General features: G+C 52.7%; 18 protein-coding genes. 13 read left to right on the top strand and 5 right to left on the bottom strand.

The window, feature by feature from the left end:
* Positions 1-85: 85 nt before the first annotated feature.
* The 5 genes from J4E05_RS04820 to J4E05_RS04800 all read left to right on the top strand — a co-directional run bounded on the left by J4E05_RS04820 (position 86) and on the right by J4E05_RS04800 (position 4,667).
* Entirely contained in the window at positions 86-1,396 is a 1,311-nt protein-coding gene (locus J4E05_RS04820; protein WP_085593884.1) for a replication-associated recombination protein A, read from the top strand.
* Positions 1,397-1,499: 103 nt separating this feature from the next.
* Positions 1,500-2,105: an FMN-dependent NADH-azoreductase gene (locus tag J4E05_RS04815; protein WP_085593886.1), complete on the top strand. Its 606-nt coding sequence runs from the start codon at positions 1,500-1,502 to the stop codon at positions 2,103-2,105.
* Between the two features lie 190 nt (positions 2,106-2,295).
* Positions 2,296-2,817 (top strand): DUF1499 domain-containing protein, encoded by a 522-nt coding sequence (locus J4E05_RS04810; protein WP_349592883.1) that lies wholly within the window; start codon positions 2,296-2,298, stop codon positions 2,815-2,817.
* 390 nt (positions 2,818-3,207) lie between these two features.
* Entirely contained in the window at positions 3,208-3,600 is a 393-nt protein-coding gene (gene crcB / locus J4E05_RS04805) for a fluoride efflux transporter CrcB (RefSeq protein WP_085593890.1), read from the top strand.
* Positions 3,597-4,667, top strand: a complete 1,071-nt coding sequence (locus J4E05_RS04800; protein WP_349592879.1) for an RluA family pseudouridine synthase — start codon at positions 3,597-3,599, stop codon at positions 4,665-4,667. The genes crcB and J4E05_RS04800 overlap by 4 nt, the downstream gene beginning before the upstream one ends.
* 66 nt (positions 4,668-4,733) lie before the next feature.
* On the opposite strand, the gene J4E05_RS04795 is transcribed toward J4E05_RS04800, so the two are convergent.
* The gene (locus tag J4E05_RS04795; protein WP_085593894.1) at positions 4,734-4,991 is read right to left on the bottom strand and encodes a hypothetical protein; all 258 of its coding nucleotides are present in this window, start codon (positions 4,989-4,991) and stop codon (positions 4,734-4,736) included.
* A gap of 280 nt (positions 4,992-5,271) precedes the next feature.
* Between J4E05_RS04795 and J4E05_RS04790 the strand changes: the two genes are divergently transcribed.
* Both J4E05_RS04790 and J4E05_RS04785 read left to right on the top strand, forming a co-directional pair.
* Positions 5,272-5,970 carry an HAD-IA family hydrolase gene (locus J4E05_RS04790; RefSeq protein ID WP_085593897.1) on the top strand — a complete coding sequence of 233 codons (699 nt, stop codon included), beginning with the start codon at positions 5,272-5,274 and terminating at the stop codon, positions 5,968-5,970.
* Positions 5,971-5,979: 9 nt separating this feature from the next.
* Positions 5,980-6,477, top strand: a complete 498-nt coding sequence (locus J4E05_RS04785; protein WP_349592876.1) for an SRPBCC family protein — start codon at positions 5,980-5,982, stop codon at positions 6,475-6,477.
* A gap of 93 nt (positions 6,478-6,570) precedes the next feature.
* Here the strand turns inward: J4E05_RS04785 and J4E05_RS04780 are convergent, their stop codons facing one another.
* Positions 6,571-7,185, bottom strand: a complete 615-nt coding sequence (locus J4E05_RS04780; protein WP_085593901.1) for an HAD family hydrolase — start codon at positions 7,183-7,185, stop codon at positions 6,571-6,573.
* Positions 7,186-7,575: 390 nt separating this feature from the next.
* Between J4E05_RS04780 and J4E05_RS04775 the strand changes: the two genes are divergently transcribed.
* A complete protein-coding gene (locus tag J4E05_RS04775) occupies positions 7,576-8,400 on the top strand; it encodes a dienelactone hydrolase family protein (protein WP_349592873.1) in 825 nt (274 codons plus the stop codon).
* Positions 8,401-8,483: 83 nt separating this feature from the next.
* Here J4E05_RS04775 and J4E05_RS04770 read toward each other — a convergent pair whose 3' ends face one another.
* From J4E05_RS04770 to J4E05_RS04760, 3 genes are read right to left on the bottom strand one after another with little or no spacing between them, the layout of a single operon-like run.
* Positions 8,484-9,254 carry an ABC transporter permease gene (locus tag J4E05_RS04770; RefSeq protein ID WP_085593907.1) on the bottom strand — a complete coding sequence of 257 codons (771 nt, stop codon included), beginning with the start codon at positions 9,252-9,254 and terminating at the stop codon, positions 8,484-8,486.
* 23 nt (positions 9,255-9,277) lie between these two features.
* Positions 9,278-10,063 carry an ABC transporter ATP-binding protein gene (locus tag J4E05_RS04765; RefSeq protein ID WP_349592870.1) on the bottom strand — a complete coding sequence of 262 codons (786 nt, stop codon included), beginning with the start codon at positions 10,061-10,063 and terminating at the stop codon, positions 9,278-9,280.
* A gap of 38 nt (positions 10,064-10,101) precedes the next feature.
* Positions 10,102-11,124, bottom strand: a complete 1,023-nt coding sequence (locus J4E05_RS04760; RefSeq protein ID WP_085593911.1) for an ABC transporter substrate-binding protein — start codon at positions 11,122-11,124, stop codon at positions 10,102-10,104.
* Between the two features lie 275 nt (positions 11,125-11,399).
* Here J4E05_RS04760 and J4E05_RS04755 point away from each other — a divergent pair, with 275 nt between their 5' ends.
* The 5 genes from J4E05_RS04755 (at position 11,400) to J4E05_RS04735 (ending at position 21,144) form a co-directional block, all read left to right on the top strand.
* A complete protein-coding gene (locus tag J4E05_RS04755; RefSeq protein ID WP_349592867.1) occupies positions 11,400-12,116 on the top strand; it encodes an ATP12 family chaperone protein in 717 nt (238 codons plus the stop codon).
* Between the two features lie 464 nt (positions 12,117-12,580).
* On the top strand, positions 12,581-14,746 hold the full coding sequence (locus tag J4E05_RS04750) for a PAS domain S-box protein (RefSeq protein ID WP_349592864.1): 2,166 nt from the start codon (positions 12,581-12,583) through the stop codon (positions 14,744-14,746).
* Positions 14,747-15,134: 388 nt separating this feature from the next.
* Positions 15,135-17,285 carry a diguanylate cyclase domain-containing protein gene (locus tag J4E05_RS04745; protein ID WP_349592861.1) on the top strand — a complete coding sequence of 717 codons (2,151 nt, stop codon included), beginning with the start codon at positions 15,135-15,137 and terminating at the stop codon, positions 17,283-17,285.
* Between the two features lie 305 nt (positions 17,286-17,590).
* Positions 17,591-19,123 (top strand): acyl-CoA carboxylase subunit beta, encoded by a 1,533-nt coding sequence (locus tag J4E05_RS04740; protein WP_349592858.1) that lies wholly within the window; start codon positions 17,591-17,593, stop codon positions 19,121-19,123.
* Positions 19,124-19,140: 17 nt separating this feature from the next.
* Positions 19,141-21,144 (top strand): acetyl-CoA carboxylase biotin carboxylase subunit, encoded by a 2,004-nt coding sequence (locus J4E05_RS04735; protein WP_349592854.1) that lies wholly within the window; start codon positions 19,141-19,143, stop codon positions 21,142-21,144.
* Positions 21,145-21,152: the final 8 nt, after the last annotated feature.

The following is a 21,152-nucleotide window of genomic DNA, read 5'->3' as shown; positions in this document are numbered from 1 at the left end:
TGATATCGGGTGTTCCGGCGTGTAATTTCTTCGGGACACTCCATAAATATGCGCACATTGAGGTGCGAAAGGTTAAAAGGCAGGCATGGTATCGTTGTTTGAAAGTCAGGTTGCCCGCCCGTTGGCAGATCGGCTGCGCCCGCGCAAGCTGACCGAGGTGGTGGGGCAGGATCATCTGTTTGGTGATGATGGTCCGCTGACCCGTATGACACAAACCCGGCGTGTGCCGTCGGTCGTTCTGTGGGGGCCGCCGGGCTGTGGTAAAACCACGCTGGCCCGCCTGATGGCCGATATTGCCGATATGGCGTTTGAGCCGCTTTCAGCTATTTTTTCCGGTGTTGCCGATTTGCGCAAGGTGTTCGAGCGTGCGCGCGGTCGGCGGGCTACCGGGGCCAGTACCCTGTTATTTGTCGATGAAATTCACCGTTTCAACAAGGCCCAGCAAGACAGCTTTTTGCCCTATGTGGAAGATGGCACCATCACCCTGATCGGGGCGACCACCGAAAACCCGTCATTCGAGCTTAATGCAGCGCTATTGTCGCGAAGCCAGGTTTTGGTGTTAAAGCGCCTTGATGACCCGGCACTGGAAGAATTGTTAAAACGCAGCGAAGCCGAAATGGGTTTTGAACTGCCTTTAACCGATGAAGCCCGGATTACCCTGCGTGCCATGGCCGATGGTGATGGACGTTATTTGCTTAATATGGCTGAAGAACTGTTTATGTTGCCTGCCAGTGATGATGGGCCGCTTGGCGTTGCCGAACTGTCGCGTGTGGTGCAAAAACGTGTACCAATTTATGATAAGGGCGATGACAGCCATTATAACCTGATCAGTGCGCTGCATAAATCGGTGCGCGGATCGGACCCGGATGCCGCATTATACTGGTTTAACCGGATGTTGGCCGGCGGCGAAGACCCGAAATATGTCGCCCGGCGATTATTGCGCATGGCCATCGAGGATATTGGCCTGGCCGATCCGCAAGCGCAGCAAATGTGCCTGGGGGCGTGGCAAAGTTATGAACGCATGGGCAGTCCCGAGGGCGAACTGGCCTTGGGGCAGGCGGTGATTTATCTGGCACTCGCCCCAAAATCCAATGCCGGTTACAACGCCTATAATCGTTCGGCCAAAATCGCACGAGATACCGGATCATTAACCCCGCCATCGCATATCCTGAATGCGCCCACCAAACTGATGAAAGAAATTGGTTATGGCACGGGTTATGCCTATGACCATGATCAGGAAGACGGTTTTTCTGGGCAAAACTATTTCCCCGAAGGTATGCGCCGGCAGCAATTTTATGAACCGGTTGAACGCGGGTTTGAACGCGATTTACGCAAGCGCGTGGATTATTTTGCCCGTTTGCGTCGGGAACGGCAAAAACGTGCTTCGGATGATTAGATAAAAAACGGAAACAAACATGTGCGTAGTGGAAGGATAGTCTGGTTTCTGGAAATTGCTATGGTGTGCCCATAACAACATATTCAGTCTGGAGACTTTCCCCATGAGCACTATTTTGCATATCGATCCGTCTGTAAACGGCGAAAATTCCAAAAGCCGCCAGTTGGCCCTGAAACTTATTGAACGTATTAAAGCCGCTGATTCATCGGCATCGGTGACCTCGCGGGTGTTGAATGCCAATGTGGCGCCGGCGCTTAGCGGCGACGTTGTTGGCGCTTATTACACCCCGGCCGATAGCCGTAGTGACGCACAAAAGGCCCTTTTGGCAAATTCCGATACCCTGGTTGGCGAATTGCAGGCCGCAGACACCGTGGTTATCGGTGTGCCGATGTATAATTTCGCCATTCCGTCGACCCTGAAAGCCTGGAACGACATGGTTGCCCGTGTCGGTGTAACCTTCAATTACACCGAAAATGGCCCGGTCGGCGCGCTGACTGGTAAAAAGGCCTATCTGGTTGTCGCAACTGGCGGCGTTCCGGTGAACAGCCCGGCCGATTTCGCCACCCCGTATATGAAACAGTTTCTGGCCTTTATCGGGATTACCGATGTGACGGTTGTTGAAGCATCGGGTTTTGCGATTGACGCAGAAAAGGCAATGGCAACGGCACTTGCCAATGTGGACGCTGTGGCATTGCCTGTCGCAGCCTGACACGCAATTGACGACGGAATGTAACGTTTCCCGCGTCTAATTCCCCCGTGCGTTGCATTTGATGAGAAAGACCGGCGTGTTCATGCGCCGGTCTTTTGTTTTTGCAGCCATTGTCGTTGAATATCCTTTGGTTCTAACGGGCTATCTGGCAAAGTGTGCCGGTACTCGGGGAAGAGACAAGGGGATATGTGTGTCGCGGTTTGTAATTTTGATGATGTGGCTTGTGGCGGTTGTAGGCCTGACATTTGCAGGCGTACGATTTAGCGGGTTGCTTGATTCAATGCTGCCCGCAGGGGAACCCGAAATTACCCGCTTTTCGCCGGAAATGGTCTTGCCTGCCCAACCCAATTTTTATCTGGTATGTGGTGGTAATCATTGTCCCCCGGCTATTCGCAAGGTTGAAAGCCCGGTTTTCCCCGTTAGTGCCGCCCAGCTTTTTAGCCGGATCGAGGAAGTCGTGGCGCCGATGGGCGGCAAGATGACCTTCCGGAATGGCGAAACCCTGCATTTGCGCCTTGTTTTTCGTAGCCCGGTTTTCCGCTTTCCCGACTGGGTTGATTTGCAGGCGACCCCGGTTGAAGACAATACCAGCCAGCTTTTGGGATATAGCCGGTCAGTTTATGGTGCCGATGATTTTGGGACGAATGAAGCCCGCCTGAAAAAGCTGCTTGGCCAGCTTGCCGAAATTACCCGGCCAAAGGCTCCAAATTAGAAAAGCCAATTCAGATAACGGTGGTCTGCGACAAATACTTGACCCCGATGCACGGCCAGATCCGGCCTTGTCGTTTGCGGTGCTATTTTGAATAGCCTGGTGTTATATGGCCTTGCCAATGGCATTTGTTGAATGGTTTTGGTGGCCAACTGGCAATAAATCGGGGTTTATCGGGCCTTGCAGCCTGAATTATGACGATCATATTGCCTGAATTGCCATCCTCTGATACATCCGGGGCTGCGCACGCCGCTTTTGCGCCGGTTATGGCATGTTGGCAACGGGGCAGATGCGCAGGAACGGTTTCATTTCATTTGATCCGTGCGAAGGTGCTTGTCGCCCGTGCGGTTTTCGCATGTGACATTTGAACAATGAAGGACTAGCTTCCCGGCCATGCAATTTTCACCGATTATTTTTGCCTGTGTTGCCCTTGGCGGGGCGTTGGGCGCGATGTCGCGTTATGTTGTTTCAGGCTGGTTTAACGCAGCCCTGGGGCATGGGTTTCCGTGGGGTACCTTTGCCGTCAATATTATCGGTTCGTTCATTATGGGACTGGTAATTGAGCTAGGCGCACTTAAATTTTCGATAGGGCCTGAAATTCGCGCAGTTGTTATTACAGGGTTTTTAGGGGCGTTTACCACGTTTTCGACCTTTTCCCTGGATGTTGCGACGCTATACGAGCGCGGCAGCTTCGCGCTGGCGGCCCTTTATGTCACAGTATCGGTTTTTGTTGGCATTTCCGCCCTGTTCGGGGCAATGGCATTAGTACGAGGAGCCGTCCAATGAGCGGTGTTACCCTGCGTCGGGTCAAGGCGGACGAGGCGGAACTTCGCCTGGATCGCTGGTTCAAGCGCAACTGCCCGGAATTTACTTTCGGTCAGGTCCAGAAATTTTTGCGCGGCGGACAAATCCGTGTGGATGGCAAACGCGCCAAGGCCAACCAGCGGGTTGAGCCGGGCCAGGAAATTCGGGTGCCACCAGCCCCTGTTATGTCAGGTGGCGGCGAGACCGCATGGCGCGAAGGCAGTTATGAGCCGCGCGTTAAAACCGGCCCTGCGCGCGTTGATGCCAGCGAGCAAGACTTGCAAGCATTGCGTGATTCCGTGCTGTTTTATGATGAAGTTGTTCTGGCGATCAATAAACCGGCAGGTCTGGCTGTGCAGGGGGGCACCAATACTGCCCTGCATATCGACGGTATGCTAGATGCGCTGAAACTTGATAGCAAGGAACGGCCCAAACTGGTTCACCGCCTTGATAAAGATACCAGTGGTGTGTTGTTGCTGGCCCGTTCGGCCTCGGCGGCGGCATCCCTGACCCGGGCATTTAAAGATAAAACCACACGCAAGCTGTATTGGGCGCTGGTTTCGGGGGCCCCCGACGAGCGCGAAGGCCTGATTGACGCCCCGTTGGCCAAACAGGGCGGCAAGAGCGGCGAAAAAATGGTGATCGACACCAAGGAAGGTAAGTCGGCACAGACGATTTATCGTCAGTTGGCCCGCGCCGGGCGCAAGGCCGCATGGCTGGCCTTATCGCCATTGACCGGGCGAACACACCAGTTGCGTGCCCATTGCGAGGCCATCGGCTGCCCGATTTTGGGAGATGGCAAATACGGGGGCACCAAAGCCTTTCGCGATGGTTTGTCCAATCAGATGCATCTTCATGCCCGCGCAATTGATTTTCCGCACCCGGTGACGGGCTATCGCGTGATTATCGAGGCACCCGTACCTGCGCATTTTAGCGAGAGCATGAAAACGCTAAATTTCGATGCGAAAACAGCCACCAAGTTTTTGACACCCGAAATTCACCGCGAAAAAGAGAAAAAACCATTCCGCCGGGAAGAATCCCGGCGGTAATGGCCTGTATGCTGTTTGTTACAAACGGCTTGCCCCGGAATTTTTACATATGCATATGGCCGTTTGTTACGGGGCAAACCGGTTGATAAAGGCCTGATGAATGCATCTTAGCTGCGTGGCGTGGACATCCATGCCACGCAGGTCGCATTCCTTGGCGCGTTGCAGCAACATGTTGGCGATGCGCTGGCGTCCATGTACGCTGTGAACCAGATTTTCGCCTTCTTCAAGCGCACTGATAATCGGGATATGTTCACATTCGGCAATAGCGCAGATTTCGTCTTCGTTAAGGTCGCTAAAGTCAAAGCAGTCCTTCAGGGTAAGCATGGTTTCCTCCCCTCGTTTTCGGGGCCACGCCTTATTATACAATGAAAATCTAATAAATCGTAGCGCTGTTTATTTCCCTTTGGGTTGAGGGGGTTGCAGGATGCGCGCGCGTGGCGATCCTTTTGCGCTGAAGACTCGATCTTTGGTGCGCTTTGGGCTAAACCCTTGCTGGGTGGTACGTAACCGGGGCCAAAATTGCGATTGCCATAATTGCTTCGGCGGAAAGCCACATTGAACGGGCATGATAAAGCATGACCGGAACACACTACAGGGTTTGTGAATGACGAAAGATTTGCTTCGACTGGTAATTTTTGACTGTGACGGCACCCTGGTGGATAGCCAGCACGCAATTGCCCATTGTATGGATCATGCGTTTGCCGAACATGGGCTGGATTGCCCCGGCTTGGAAAAGACCCGTACCATTATCGGTTTAAGCCTGCCCGAAGCCATTGCCCAGTTGGCCCGTCCGGCCATTCTTGAAACTACCCTGATTAATGCGGTCACCAACAGTTACAAGTCGGCGTTTTTCACCTTGCGACAAAGCCCGGACTTTTTTGAACCCCTGTTTCCTGGTGTGGTCGAGGTGATTGACATCCTTGATCAGCGCGGCTGGCTTTCCGGGGTTGCAACGGGCAAGGCGCGGCGCGGGCTTGACGCGGTGCTGGACCGTAACAATCTATCACGGCGGTTCGTTACGCTTCAGACTTGCGATAACCACCCGTCAAAGCCACATCCTTCGATGCTGGAAGCCGCAATGCTGGAAACCGGCGTTGATCCGCGTTGTTGCGCCATGATCGGCGATACGACCTTTGACATGGAAATGGGCCGGGCCGCAGGCATGTTATCGATTGGTGTGGCATGGGGCTATCATGATCGCGAAAAACTGGAAACGGCCGGGGCGCATGCCGTGATCGACCATTTCGACCAGTTACCCGCAATTTTGGATGATCTTTGGAAACCGGCCGACGAAACGGCCTGAGGCAAGAACATGACTGATGAAAATTTCACCGCTGAAGGGCAGGATATGGCGCTGCTGGACCCTGTGACTGTTGAAATTACAGTACCGCGTGATCCCGAAGCTGCCTTTATTGCCTTTACCGAAAACTTCAATGAGTGGTGGCCGCGTGCGACCCATACCATTTCACGCGAAGACTGCACCGGCATTAAAATGCATCCGGGGCTGGGCGGCGAAATTATTGAAACGGCCCGTGGGCGCGCGCCGCAAACCTGGGGCAAAATCGAAATATGGCTCCCTGGCGAGCAAGTCGCCTTTACCTGGCATCCCGGCTGGGATGCGGGCGATTATACCCGTGTCAGCGTCAGTTTTGACCAAAATGCCTTTGGTCACTGCGTGATCAAACTGGTGCATTGGGAATGGGAAAATCTGGGTGAAATCGCCAATGCCGTGCGGGATGGTTATATCACGGGCTGGCAGCAGGTTTTTGGCACTGTATTTGCCACCTATTTGCGCGAAACCAGGAAATAACCGGTCCATACTGGGCGCCATTTATACGTATAAGGGCCGGGAAGACATGCTTCCCGGCCCTTTCTTTGCTGGTGCGGCGTGTCTGCGCGAGGGTTACAAAATGCCGCGATCCATTAAATCCTTGCGCAATTTGGTCGGGTCGCGGAACCAGTGGGTGGCAAAGCCCATTTCGCGGGCCTGCTGAATGTTTTTTTCCGCATCGTCAATAAACAGCGTGGTTTTGGGGTCAAACCCGAACCGGCTGGCCGCGAGGTCAAAAATACGCGGGTCCGGTTTTGCCAGTTTTTCCTGCCCGGAAACCAGAATACCCTCAAAATTTTCCAGAAACGGAAATTTTGCCAATGCGTGCGGCCATGTCTGGTGGGACCAGTTGGTTAGCGCATAAAGCCGGACCTTGTTTTGGCGTTTAAGTTCTTCCAGCAAGCGCTCGGTTCCGTTGATCGACCCTGCCAGCATTTCGGGCCAACGGTCACGCCAGGCGGCAATTTCGTCGTGATAGTCAGGATGGCGATGCTGCAAATCGGGAATAGAGTTTTCAAATTCCAGCGCTGCCTTGTCATGCAGGAAGTTCCAGTGTGGATGGCATATTTCGCTTAGGAAATATTCCATTTTGGCCTGATCAGCGAAAATCTTGCGATAAAGGTGGCGTGGGTCCCAATCAACCAATACGCCGCCAAGGTCAAACAATACCGTTTCAATTTCCTGCATGTGATCCTGCTGTGAGTTTTGTTTTGTGGATTGCAGACTAGGCAAAATCACGCGCGATTTAAAGTTGCGATATGAACGGTCCCTGTTTTTTCATCGATCCAGCCTTGCAACCGGTCAGATCAGGGGAATGGTTACGTGCCGACAGGTGAATAAGGTCACAGTTACATCCGGTTGTAACCTTATGGCGGGCTTTGAAAAGTGGCAGAATATAACAGTTTTTGCACTTTGGTCAGTGCTGCCGGGTTTTCATGACAGGACTGTGATTTGCCATTTTGCGTCGGTTGGGAAAGGATTTTTATCCGTTAAAGAAATTCGCCCTTATGGCGAAATATCCGTATGGCATCAATGCCTGCGGGCCCGGTACGGGTAAACAATCAACAGGAGGCATGGATGTGTACGCTTGATGGATGTGGATCACACGATCATTTGGGGCCGCCGCCCAAGGCAACAGACCAGGAACGACGTTTGTTTCTAAAAGGACTGGCCATTTTACCGCTGGCGGTTGTTCTTGCGGACCCTGTTTTGGCACATGCAGCGGCATCGACCCTTAAAAAGGTGACCATAACCGCGCCAACCGGCGAAACCATGATTGCCGAGGTTATTCTTCCTGCCACCTTGCCGGCGCCCGCTGTTTTGATGATCCATGAATGGTGGGGCTTAAATGACCAGATCCGTGCCACTGCCGCCGAATATGCCAATCAGGGATATATTGCGCTGGCGGTTGATTTGTATGGCAAACCCGCTGCAACCACAGCCGCCGGGGCAAAATCCCTTATGTCCTCGGTGGACCCGGTGGCAGCAACTTCGAAACTGAAGGCCTCTGTGGCCTATTTAAAGGCCCATAAGGATTGTACAGGCAAGGTCGGGGTTGTTGGCTGGTGTTTCGGGGGCGGCTGGTCGCTTAATACGGCATTGGCAACCGATGTTGACGCCTGTGTGATCTATTATGGCAACGTTGCCAAAACACCCCAGCAACTGGCGTCTTTGACCGCGCCGGTAATGGGCCATTTTGGCACACTGGATCAGAATATTAACAAGGCCATGGTCGAAGGTTTTGAAAAATCGCTGAAAACGGCAGGCAAAACCGATTACCAGATTTTCTGGTATGAAGCCAACCACGCCTTTGCCAACCCCACAGGCGGCAGATATGACGATGCCGACGCCAAGCTGGCCTGGCAACGCACCATGAGCTTTTTTGGTGAAAAGCTGGCCTGATCGCTGTTGATTGATTGTGGTTCTGAAAATGGCCGGGCGATGAAAATACGCCCGGCCATTAATATTGGCGCATATAAACGCCACTACCCGTCCGGGTTGGCGCGGTTGGCCCATTTGGTGGAACGGCGTTCGATGATGTTGAAAAATTCATACATCACAATGCCCATGACCGCGATGACCAGCAAACCGGCAAAAACAAGTGGCATGTTGAATTTGGATGATGCCGATAGCATCAAATACCCGACCCCTACGTTCGAGGCCACCGTTTCAGAAATGACCGAACCAACAAAAGCCAGTGTCACCGCAACCTTCAGGGATGCAAAGAAATAGGGCAGGGCACGGGGAAAGCCGACCTTGAACAAAATATCGGTGCGCGTGGCGCCAAGCGAGCGTAAAACATCGCGCAATTCGGGTTCCAGTGTGGCAAGGCCGGTGGCGACATTGACCACAATCGGGAAAAACGAAATGATAAAAGCGGTGATAATGGCGGGCACGGTGCCAATGCCAAACCACATGACCAACACCGGTACCAATGCCACTTTGGGAACCGAATTAAAGCCGACCAGCAGCGGGTTGGCAGCAATATAAATCGCCTTGCTTGACCCAACAAGCGCGCCCAGAACCACACCAAAAACCACAGCAATGGCAAACCCAAACAGGGTGGTATAAAGCGTATGAACGGCATGCATCCAGATTGCATCCCGATACTGCCATGCGGCCTCAAGGCTGGCTGATGGGGTGGGCAAGACATAAACCGGAATGTGAAACAGGCGAACAATGCCTTCCCACAGCAAAAACAACACAGCCGCACTGATCCATGGGGATGCCTTGCTCAGGTTTGTTCTGTTGGTCATGGTAAATTTCCTGATAAAGGCGGTTAGGCTGCGCGGACGTCACGGATGTGACTGCGTAATTCGTGGACCAGATCAGTAAAGGGCTGGGTGAAGGTGGTTTCCTGATCGCGCGGGCGGGCCAAAGTGTTTTCGCGGGCAACCAAAATACGCCCCGGGCGTTTGGACATCACATAAACCGTGTCGGCCAGATAGGCGGCTTCGCGTAAATCATGCGTTACCAAAATCACGGTAAAGGGCCGCACCATCCAGAGATTTTGCAAAATATCCCACAATTCCTCGCGGGTGAAAGCATCGAGCGCGCCAAACGGCTCGTCGAGCATCAACAGGTCAGGCTCATGAATAAGGGCGCGGCATAACGATGCACGCTGTTGCATGCCGCCTGAAAGTTCCCAAGGGTATTTGTCTTCGTATCCTTCAAGCCCGACGGTTGCCAGCAACGCCTTGGCACGCGCTATATATTCGGCCTTGTGTTTGCGCAGGCGGTTGCGGTGCGGTTTAACAATTTCCAGCGGTAGCAACACGTTATCAAGTGTGGTGCGCCAGGGCAAAAGGGTGGGGTTTTGAAAGGCCATGCCGACAATTTTTAACGGTCCGGCGACCTCGTGCGCGTCAACAATAACGTTGCCTTCACTGGGGGGCATCAACCCTGAAACAAGTTTAAGCAGGGAGGATTTACCGCATCCCGACGGTCCCACAACGGCAATAAACTCGCCCTTGCGGATTTTCATGTCCGTTGTATCAAGCGCCAGGTCATCCCCTTCGCTATAGCGTAACCTGACTTTGTTTAACTCGACAAAACTGTTGGACACGGCCTTACTCTCCCTGCTTTTGTGCTTGTTGGCAGTTGTTATTTAATTTTGCGTTCTTCTTCGCCGGGCATGTAAATGCTGGTGAAAATATCGGCAACTTTGGGCGGGTTTTGCAGGCCAAATGCCAGGCTGACCTGATCAATGGCTTTTGCCATGCGGTCGGTCGAAATCGGGCCCATGCCATGTGCCAGAACTTCATCGGTAATCACGTTATCCTCGATCACCATGTTCAGACGTTCGGTTTCCAGTTTGGTATCAATCAGCGGGTCAACTTCTTTCAGGGCTGCAATGGCTTCGTCGGGGTTGGCAATGGTGTCGCGCCAGCCCTTGACCACGGCACGCAGGAACCCGCGCAACTGGTCGCCATGGTTTTCCATCATGTCCTTGGATGCGAGAATGCCGTTGCCGTAAAAATCCAGCCCGTAATCGGCATATTTGAAAACAACCATGTCTTCCTTTTTAATGCCCTGGGATTCCAGGTTCAGAACCGATGTAAAATAATGGCCCGAAATACCGTCCACATCGCCGCGCACCAGCATCGGTTCGCGCAGCGGCGGGTCCATGCTTTCCCATTTCACATCATCCATCGACAGGCCGGTGGCCTTGGCAAAAGCCGGGAACAGCTTGCGCGAGGCATCAAAAACCGGCGCGCCAAGGGTTTTGCCTTTCAGGTCTTCCGGTTTGGTGATGCCGCTTTTTTTCAGCATGAACAGCGAAAAAGGCGGGCGATCATACACCATGAAAATAGATTTCATCGCCTGGTCAGGATGGCTTGCGTTAAATTCAACCAGTGAATTGATGTCGGCAAAGGAAATGTCATAGGCACCGCTGGCAACCCGCGTGATCGCCCCGACCGAGCCGTTGCCCGAATCAATCGTTACATCCAGCCCTTCCTCGGAAAAATAGCCTTTTTTCTTAGCCAGAATATATGGTGCCGTGTGGCCCTCAAATTTCCAGTCGAGCGAAAATTTGATCGGTGTATCTGCCTTGGCGGCATGTGCCATGACCAACGCCGCCACCCCAAGCGTCAGCGTCGCGACCCGTGATCCGAATTTACCCATCTGTCGAAGTCTCCTGATTGTGTCGCGTTTCACGACATGTTTTGTTGCCTCAAGCCCAGAAACCCGCCTGATACCAGCAAGGGCCGTGCCATGTTTTTGCCGTCTTTGGCGGGCCACGGCTTTGGCGGGCTTTCAGCTGTTGCTGGAATGAATAAAATCAGGGCAGAGTAAATGTCTGTGTAAAAAATATGCAAATGTTGCGGAATTGATCAGGGAATGCTGTTTTTGGCATCAAATGGCTTGCGTCTTTTGCCGGATTTGGGCATATCGCCCTTATGGCAAATACATCGATCAAACGGTTCTACAAACAGGTTGCAACCACCCCTGATGATCAGGGGGCCGGTTGGCGTATTCATCTTGATGGCCGGGCTGTAAAAACTCCGGGCAAGGCCGATTTTGTGCTGCGTAATCAGCGCCTGGCCGATGCAATTGCCACCGAATGGGATGCCCAGGTCGAGCATATTGTGCCATCCACCATGCCAATCATGCAGCTTGCCGCAACCGCGATAGACAGGGTTGCCCCAAATCGGGCCGTTGTAATTGCCGAATTGTCCGGTTATGGCCGCAGTGATCTTTTATGTTACCGTGCGCAATATCCCGATGATTTGATCCGCCGGCAGAACGACCATTGGCAGCCGTTGCTCGATTGGGCGATGTCTGAATTTTCAATTTCGTTAAATGTGACGCAGGGTGTTATGCCCGTCGGGCAGGAAGATGCTTCCCTGCTTGCCATTCAGGATGTGATCGAACCGCTTGATGACCATGAATTGGCAGCTTTGCATACGCTGATTACGGTGTCCGGGTCGGTTATTGTTGGTCTGGCTGTTTTTCATCGCCGGTTAACGGCCGATCAGGCCTTTGAAATTTCCCAAATCGATGAAACCTACGCCATCGAAAATTGGGGCGAAGATGCCGAAGCCACCGCCCGGCGGGAAAAACTTCGCCACGAGCTTCTCGCCGCGGACCGTTTTCTGGCTCTTTTGCGGGACTGATATCTGATACCGCCGATTAGCGCGATGTGATGTCCTGTTATCAGGCCGGCCGGTTGGGGTGGGGTTTTAACCCCGCATAATGGGCGCCGTTTGCCGTGTGTGCCTGCTTCCGTAACGGATTGGGGTATGGTTCTGCGCCACGCGTTTTCTATATTCCCGACCTCGTTGCTTCTTGCACTGCTTTTCCCGTGTCCTCCCTGTCCCGAGGCCGCCAACTCGTCATGGCGATTTTTATTTTGAGGCGGTTTTTCGTCCCAAAACGCTTTTCTATGTTTGAATGTCGTAAACAGTCGTAATTTAATATACATAAGTATAAAATTAATGCTTATATTAGAAACTTGTCGCCATTATATATAAGTAGAATGGTATATTCGGGGGTAATGGCGTGGTCGGGGGATCCGCCACGGCGTGCTGGTTGGTGATATGTCTGTTTTTTGCTGTACGGGGCAGCATGGGGACCGTTGATGAAATCAGGTTTCAGGCAAGATGACAGTGCACAGAATACATCGGAAATTGCCGAAGGTGTTGCGCTGGGCGCTGCCCTTGGCGATGACGGGGCGCCCTTGGTTGAAAGCCTGTTGTATTTTATTGATCTGTCCTGCCCGGCCAAAAGCAGTTTTAGCCCCAATCTTAAACGTATGCTGGGCTACGAAATTGCCGATATCGCCGATATTACGGCCAATTGGTGGATGCAATTTGCCCACCCCGATGATGTCGCCGATCTGGCCCCCGAAGGCGCGCCATACCCTGCATGTAATGCGGCATTAACCCGTCGTTTTCGCCTGCGCCACAAGGATGGACACTGGCTTGATGTGGTGGATCAGGCGATGAAGGTGCCGTGCGGTAAAACAGGCCATTTTGCCGTTGTCGGCACCCTGAGCAACCTGACCCTGCATCGTAAAATTTCCCGTGCGCTTTATGGAAGCAATCAGCGCTATCAGCATTTGCTTGAAACCATGCCCGACGGTGTCGTGGTTTATGATATTGAAGGGCGGGTTGTGCAAAGTAACCCGGCCGCCCAGGACCTGTTGGGGTTAAGCGCGGATCAGCTTTTGGGCCGGGATTCCTTTGATCCCAAATGGTGTAGTATCGACCCCTCAGGCGCACCATTTACAAGCGAAAAGCACCCGGCAATGGTGGCTTTGCGCGACAGGGTGCCGGTTAATGGCGTGGTGATGGGCATTCGCCGCCCGGATAACAGCCAGGTTTGGGTTCGCATCAATGCACAGCCATTGTTTGTTCCCGGCACAGATACACTTGACGGGGTGGTGGTTTCTTTTTCCGACGTTACCGAATTGAAAAATGCCGAACAGGCCATGTCGGAACGTGAAAATTTGTATCGTCAGATGTTTGACCGGAACCCGGCTGTGAAATTGCTGATCGATCCTGTCAGTGGCAAGATCGTGGATGCAAACAAGGCCGCCTGTGAGTTTTACGGGTATGGTTACGATGTGCTGCGCAGCATGGTGATCAGTCAGATCAACCTGTCGCAGGACGGCACCATTACCAAATCGATGCAGGATGCCGTTAATAACGGGTCGGCGGTGTTTTCCTTTAAGCATCGCCTCGCCAATGGCGCAGTGCGCGATGTTCGGGTTAATTCCGGGCGGATCATGCTGAACGGGCAGGAATATATCAATTCCATTGTTTTTGATGTTACCGAACGTAACGAATATGAACGTCGCCTGATCGAGGCCAACCGGCAGTTACAAATAGAGCGCCAGCGCCTGGATGAAATTATTCGTGCCACCAATGCCGGTACGTGGGAGTGGAACATTCAAACCGGTGATATGCGCCTGAATGAACGCTGGGCTGAAATCATTGGATATACCCTGGAAGAATTAAGCCCATGCAGTGTTGATCGCTGGATCAGCCTGTGTCACCCCGATGATATCAACACAATAAATGCCCTGTTAACCCGCCATTTTGATCATGAAATTGACCAGTTTGATTGTGAATACCGCCTGAAACATAAAAACGGTAGTTGGGTTTGGGTTCTGGACCGTGGCAAGGTGTTTGAATGGTCGGATGATGGTGCGCCCTTGCGGCTATCTGGCACGCATAGCGACATTACCCCGGCCAAGGAAATTGAAGAACGCATTCGTCATATGGCCCTGTCTGATCCTTTGACCGGCCTTGCCAATCGCCATCAGTTTGATGATCGTCTGCTAAGTGCGATTGAACATTGTACAAATGCATCGCAAAACGTTGTTTTGATGCTGCTGGACCTGGACCATTTCAAGTCGGTCAATGATACATATGGGCACCCGGTGGGTGATGCCTTGCTGGTGGATGTCGCGCAGGGTTTGCAGGCGCAGTTTCGTGGTGGCGATTTTATTGCCCGACTGGGTGGAGACGAATTCGCCGTGTTGCTAACCGATGTTGCCGATATTGCGATTGCAAAAAAAGCAGCAGAGCGCGTTATCAGGGAAATTGACCGCCCCCGGAAAATAGAGGGTAACACGGTTCATGTGGGGGTCAGTATCGGCATCAGTATTAATTCAGGCACCACCGATATTCTGCCCAAGGTATTATACCGTCGCGCGGATCGTGCGCTGTATCAATCCAAGGAGGAAGGGCGCAATACCTTCCGTGTCTATCAGCCCACGCCCGCGAAAAATAACAAATGAGACCTGTTTTCTTGGGTAACCTGGCGGGCAATTGCCCTTGGAAGTCCAGTCGGCTTGTATCCGATGGTGGATTGTCGCGCCGTTATTAAGGGGCGCACTATCATGCTTTTGAATGCATGTGATCTATACAAATGATTAGGGTTTGTTTTTCGACCAAAAATCGGAAAAATTTAAAATAGTCGGCTGAAAACAACATATTTATGGGGCAGATTTAAGCCAGATCAATTTTTGGAATGCTTCTTGTACCTATACTGTTGGTGAAGTCGAGAGTGGGAAACAAAAGGGAAATTACCATAACGATACCAGCGTAGCAGACCCGGCATATGCACATATCGATGTGTTTATGCGGCCGGGTTTGGTGCGGGCAGGCGGGTGGTAATAAAAAAATATGAACGCGCTTTTTCATACCGGGGCTAAAGCCGACGGGTTGCATGATGACGGCTTCACGGCTGGCATTGTTGATGGCGAAAATGCCGCGGGTGACGTGGCGTGTGTTATTTATTGTGTTGATCTTGAAGATCCGCAAGGCAGCTATATCAGTGCCAATTGCAGTGCCTTGCTGGGGTTGCACCCTGACGAGGTTAATCTGACGGCGGCAAACTGGTGGCAGGATTTGTTACATCCTGATGATGTCGCCAGATTAAACCTGACGCAAAATCCGCAAAACTGGACCAACGGTGCCATCGTTCGCAAGTTTCGACTGCGGCGTACCGATGGGGCATGGGTTCAGGTGCTTGACCATGCGATGATAACAACAATGGGTGCTGCCCAGGGAAACCCGAAAATTGTTGGCAGCATGCGGGCCTTGCCGGATGCTGCCAACAGCGAAATGCGCGCCCGCAAGGAACTTTGCGAACGTAACGAATTTATTCTTGATCATGTTGCCGAGGGTATTCTGGTGCATGATCTGTCGGGGCAGGTAGTACGGCACAATGCTGCTGCGTCCGGCATTCTGGGCGTTAATCCGGCGCAGTTTGAAAACTGGCATCCCCTTGCTGACGGGGTGCGCCTGCTTGATGAAACCGGCACGCCGATCGATATTGCAGACCATCCGGTTAATGTTGTGTTGCGTACCGGCTTTGCTTTTGATGCGGCCATTATCGGTGTTTGTCGTGGGTCCATTACCTCCGATACAATTTGGGTACGGATGCAGGCTATTCCTGCCTATAACCCTGAAACCGATGAATTTGACAGCGTCGTAATATCCTTCTCCGATATCAGCGACGTTTATACCGTCGAAAAGGCAATGGCAGAACGTGAGTCGATTTATCGGCAGATGTTCCTCCATAACCCGGCGATCAAATTGCTGATAGATCCTGAAACCGGTGTTATTCACGATGCAAACGCTGCTGCCTTGCGGTTTTATGGCTATAGCCATGAACAGCTTTGCCATATGACCATTCGGGATATCAACGTGCAGACGGGGGATCAGGTTGGCATGGCGATGGAACGGACAGTTACCGATGGTTCTGCCCATTTCAGCTTTCATCATCGTCTTGCCAGCGGCGAGGTTCGCGATGTCGAGGTGAATACCGGAACCATCCGTATTCATGGCAAGGAATTTTTGCATTCGATAATCTTCGATGTCACCGAACGTAATGATTACGCCCATCGCCTTGAACAGGCAAACCTGGACCTGGTAGCCGAACGCCAGCGCCTGGACGAAATTATTCGTGGTACTAACGCTGGCACATGGGAATGGAACATTCAAACCGGAGACATGCGTTTTAACGAACGCTGGGCCGAAATTATTGGCTATACCCTGAAAGAACTGGGACCACTCAGCATTCAGGTCTGGCGCGATTTGTGCCATCCCGATGATCTGGCGGCTTCGGATCGTTTGCTGGATGAACATTTCGCCGGGCGCAGCACCTATTATCAATGTGAATGCCGGATACGCCATAAAAACGGTAAATGGGTCTGGGTGCTGGACCGGGGGAAGGTATTTGACCGTGCCGCTGATGGCACCCCCCTTCGCATGTCGGGAACACACAGTGATATTACCCCGTCGAAAACCATCGAGGCGCAAATTCGCCAGATGGCCCTGACCGATCCGTTAACCGGGCTGGCCAATCGGCACCTGTTTAATGATCGCCTTGATCAGGCCATCCGGCTGAGCGAACGGATCAAGCAGAACGTTGCCTTGTTGCTGCTTGATCTCGACTGGTTCAAACAGGTAAACGATACCTATGGTCACCCGGCCGGTGATAAATTGCTGATCGAAATTGCGACTTTTCTGCGGTCACGTTTTCGCGATGCCGATGTGGTGGCCCGTTTGGGCGGCGATGAATTTGCCATTTTACTGCCAGCTATGGCCAACCCCGAAGAAGCGCAAATTCCCGCTGCCCGGATCATTCAGGAAATAGGCCGCCCGCGTATGATTGACGGCCACGAAATCATCGTTGGGGCTAGCATCGGTATCAGCTATTGCAAAGGCTGCGAATGTGATGCTGAAAACCTGTATCGCAAGGCCGACCGTGCGCTGTATCTGGCGAAAAAAGGGGGCCGCAATACTTATCGCACAATCGCGGCCTGCTAGGTATTGGTCTTGCGATATTGCATCGGGCAGGGCAATTTGGGGTGTTTTACACGTTTGAATTGCCCTGTTTTTGCCTTTTCCCGTTATATGCGACCTTTCTGATGTGGGTAGACTTTAGTTCCGTCTCAGCTGGTATTTTCCTTTGACGTTAGGGAATTCAGGTGTTTGCGCCATTGCGGTATTAAAATAACCCGTGTAAAAATAATTGGCATTCCAGTACCGAATAATGGTATTTCAATTTTGCGCCCGCATTCTGCGGGAAGCTGTTTTAATTCCGGCCGGGCCAAAAACAAGGATCAGCCAGCATGCAGGATATCATCACCAAACTCGAAGAAATGCGTGCCGACGCCGCAATGGGCGGCGGGCAAAAGCGCATCGACAAGCAACACGCCAAAGGCAAGCTTACCGCCCGTGAACGCCTTGATGTGCTGCTTGATGAAGACAGTTTCGAGGAATGGGACATGTTCGTTGAACATGATTGCGTTGATTTCGGCATGACCGAAAACCGCATTCCCGGTGATGGCGTGGTAACGGGCCACGGCACAATCAATGGCCGTCTGGTATTTGTGTTTAGCCAGGATTTTACCGTTTTTGGTGGTGCTCTTTCGGGGGCACATGCGCGCAAAATCGGCAAGATCATGGACCAGGCCATGAAGGTGGGCGCACCCGTGATTGGCCTGAATGATTCGGGCGGGGCCCGTATTCAGGAAGGGGTCGAAAGCCTGGCGGGCTATGCCGATGTGTTCCAGCGTAATGTCGAGGCATCGGGTGTTATTCCGCAAATCTCGCTGATCATGGGGCCGTGTGCGGGTGGGGCAGTTTACAGCCCGGCGATGACAGACTTTATTTTCATGGTCAAGGACAGTTCCTATATGTTCGTGACCGGGCCGGATGTGGTGAAAACCGTTACCCACGAAGAAGTCACCCACGAGGAACTGGGCGGGGCGATGACGCACACCGCCGTTTCCGGGGTGGCGGATCTGGCCTTTGAAAACGATGTTGATTTGCTGCTGCAAACCCGCCGTTTTATCGATTTCCTGCCGCTGTCGAACAAGGAACAGCCACCGGCACGCAAATGTGAGGACCCGGTTAATCGCGATGATTTCTCGCTTGATACCCTGGTGCCCGAAAACCCCAATATGCCTTACGACATGAAGGAACTGATCCTAAAAACCGTTGATGAAGGCGATTTTTACGAAATTCAGCCGGACTACGCCAAAAACATCATCATCGGTATGGCCCGCATGGATGGCAGAAGTGTTGGTATTGTTGCCAATCAGCCAATGGTTCTGGCCGGGTGCCTTGACATTGCCAGTTCCAAAAAGGCCGCCCGTTTCGTACGTTTTTGTGATGCCTATAACATTCCCATCGTTACCTTTGTCGATGTGCCGGGCTTTATGCCGGGCACCGCACAGGAACTGGGCGGTATCATCAAACACGGCGCCAAACTGCTTTATGCCTATGCCGAGGCAACGGTACCCAAGGTAACCGTCATTACCCGCAAGGCTTACGGTGGGGCCTATGACGTGATGGCGTCCAAGCATTTGCGCGGGGATGTCAACTATGCCTGGCCCAGTGCCGAAATCGCCGTGATGGGGCCCAAAGGGGCGGTGGAAATCATTTTCCGGGCCGATATGAACGACCCGGCCAAAATCGAAGCCCGCACCGAAGAATATCGCAAAAAATTTGCCAATCCGTTTGTCGCGGGGCGCAAGGGCTTTATCGATGATGTCATCATGCCGCATGGCACCCGGCGCCGGGTGTGCAAATCGCTTGCGATGCTGCGCAACAAGGACATCAAGAACCCCGTTAAAAAACACGGCAACATCCCGTTATAAGCCCGGAGCATCCAGATATGTTTACCAAAATCCTGATTGCCAACCGTGGCGAAATTGCCTGCCGTGTTATTAAATCGGCGCGCAAAATGGGCATTGCCACTGTTGCCGTTTATTCCGACGCCGATAAAAACGCCCTGCATGTGCAAATGGCGGATGAAGCCGTGCATATCGGCGCGGCCCCGTCCAATCAGTCCTATTTGCTGATCGATAAAATCATTGATGCCTGCAAGCAAACCGGTGCGCAGGCTGTTCACCCCGGTTACGGGTTTCTGTCTGAAAATCAGAATTTCGCCAAGGCCCTGGCCGAAGCTGAAATTGAATTTATCGGCCCACCCACCGGTGCCATTGGCGCCATGGGTGATAAAATCACCTCGAAAAAAATAGCGGCCGATGCCGGCGTTTCGACCGTGCCGGGCTATATGGGCGTGATCAAGGATACTGACGAAGCGGTGAAAATCGCCAACGAAGTTGGTTATCCGGTGATGCTGAAGGCATCGGCGGGCGGTGGCGGCAAGGGCATGCGCATTGCGCATAATGATGCCGAATGCCGTGAAGGGTTTGAGCGTGCCACGTCTGAAGCAGCCTCCAGCTTTGGCGATGATCGTGTATTCATTGAAAAGTTCGTCGAACAGCCGCGCCATATTGAAATTCAGGTGCTGGCCGACAAACACGGTAATGCGATTTATCTTGGCGAGCGCGAATGCTCCATTCAACGCCGCCATCAGAAAGTGGTGGAAGAAGCTCCGTCACCGTTTATCGACCCTGAAACCCGCAAGGCCATGGGCGAACAGGCGGTGGCCCTGGCGCGTGCTGTGGATTATTGCTCCGCCGGGACGGTGGAATTCATTGTCGATAAAGACAAAAATTTCTACTTCCTTGAAATGAATACCCGCCTGCAGGTTGAACATCCGGTGACCGAGCTTGTCACCAAGCAGGATCTGGTCGAATGGATGATTCGCATTGCTTTTGGCGAGGAATTAACGCTGCGCCAGGACGATGTGACCTTAACCGGCTGGGCAATGGAAACCCGCATTTATGCCGAGGACCCGTTCCGCGAATTTTTGCCCTCAACCGGGCGCCTTGTGCATTATCAGCCGCCCGTTGAAACCGATAATGTCCGCGTTGATACCGGCGTGTTCGAGGGCGGTGAAATTTCCATGTTCTACGACCCGATGGTGGCAAAGCTGGTCAGCTATGGCGCAGATCGGGCCGAAGCGATCCATCATATGCGAAGCGCGCTGGATGCCTATTTCATTCGCGGTATTTCGCATAATATTCCGTTTCTGGCGGCGGTTATGGCCAATAAACGTTTCCAGGATGGTAATATCACCACCAATTTCATTGCCGAAGAATATCCCAACGGTTTCTCGGCCGATGATTTGCCCAATGATGACCCGCAAACCCTGATCACGGTGGTGGCCTATATCAACCAGCGCATGGCCGAACGCAATGGCGGCATTACCGGGCAGTTCCGCGATAACGCCGCCCCGGTGCATGAAAGCTGGGTTGCCGTGACCGGCGATGACCACACCCCGTTTGATATCGAAATTGACGGTGTTAATGGCGATTACATTGTTGCCATTGGTGACCGCAGCTTTGGTGTGGTGTCGGACTGGAAAATTGGCGACAGCCTGTTTTTCGGCGAAATTGATGGTGTGCCGCTCTGCGTTCAGGTGGATGTTGATGGGACGGGCTATCGTCTGGCAACCAATGGCGTGCAAAAGACCATCAAGGTTCTGCGCCCGCGTATTGCCGAACTGCAAAAACTGATGCCGTTCAAGGCCCCGCCCGATATGTCGAATTTCCTGCTTTCGCCGATGCCGGGCCTTCTGGTCAAGGTCTCGGTCGAGGAAGGGCAGACGGTTCAGCCCGGACAGGAACTTTGCATTCTCGAAGCGATGAAAATGGAAAACGTGCTGAAAGCCGAAAGTAAGGGCGTGATCAAAACCATACATGCCGAGCAAGGTGCCAACCTGTCGGTTGATGCGATTATCATCGAGTTTGAAAAAGACGACGCCTGATTTAAGGT

The sequence above is a fragment of the Thalassospira sp. NFXS8 genome (assembly GCF_040148805.1).
In the GTDB taxonomy this organism is placed as follows: Bacteria; Pseudomonadota; Alphaproteobacteria; order Rhodospirillales; family Thalassospiraceae; genus Thalassospira.
This window is presented reverse-complemented; position numbering and strand designations above follow the sequence as displayed.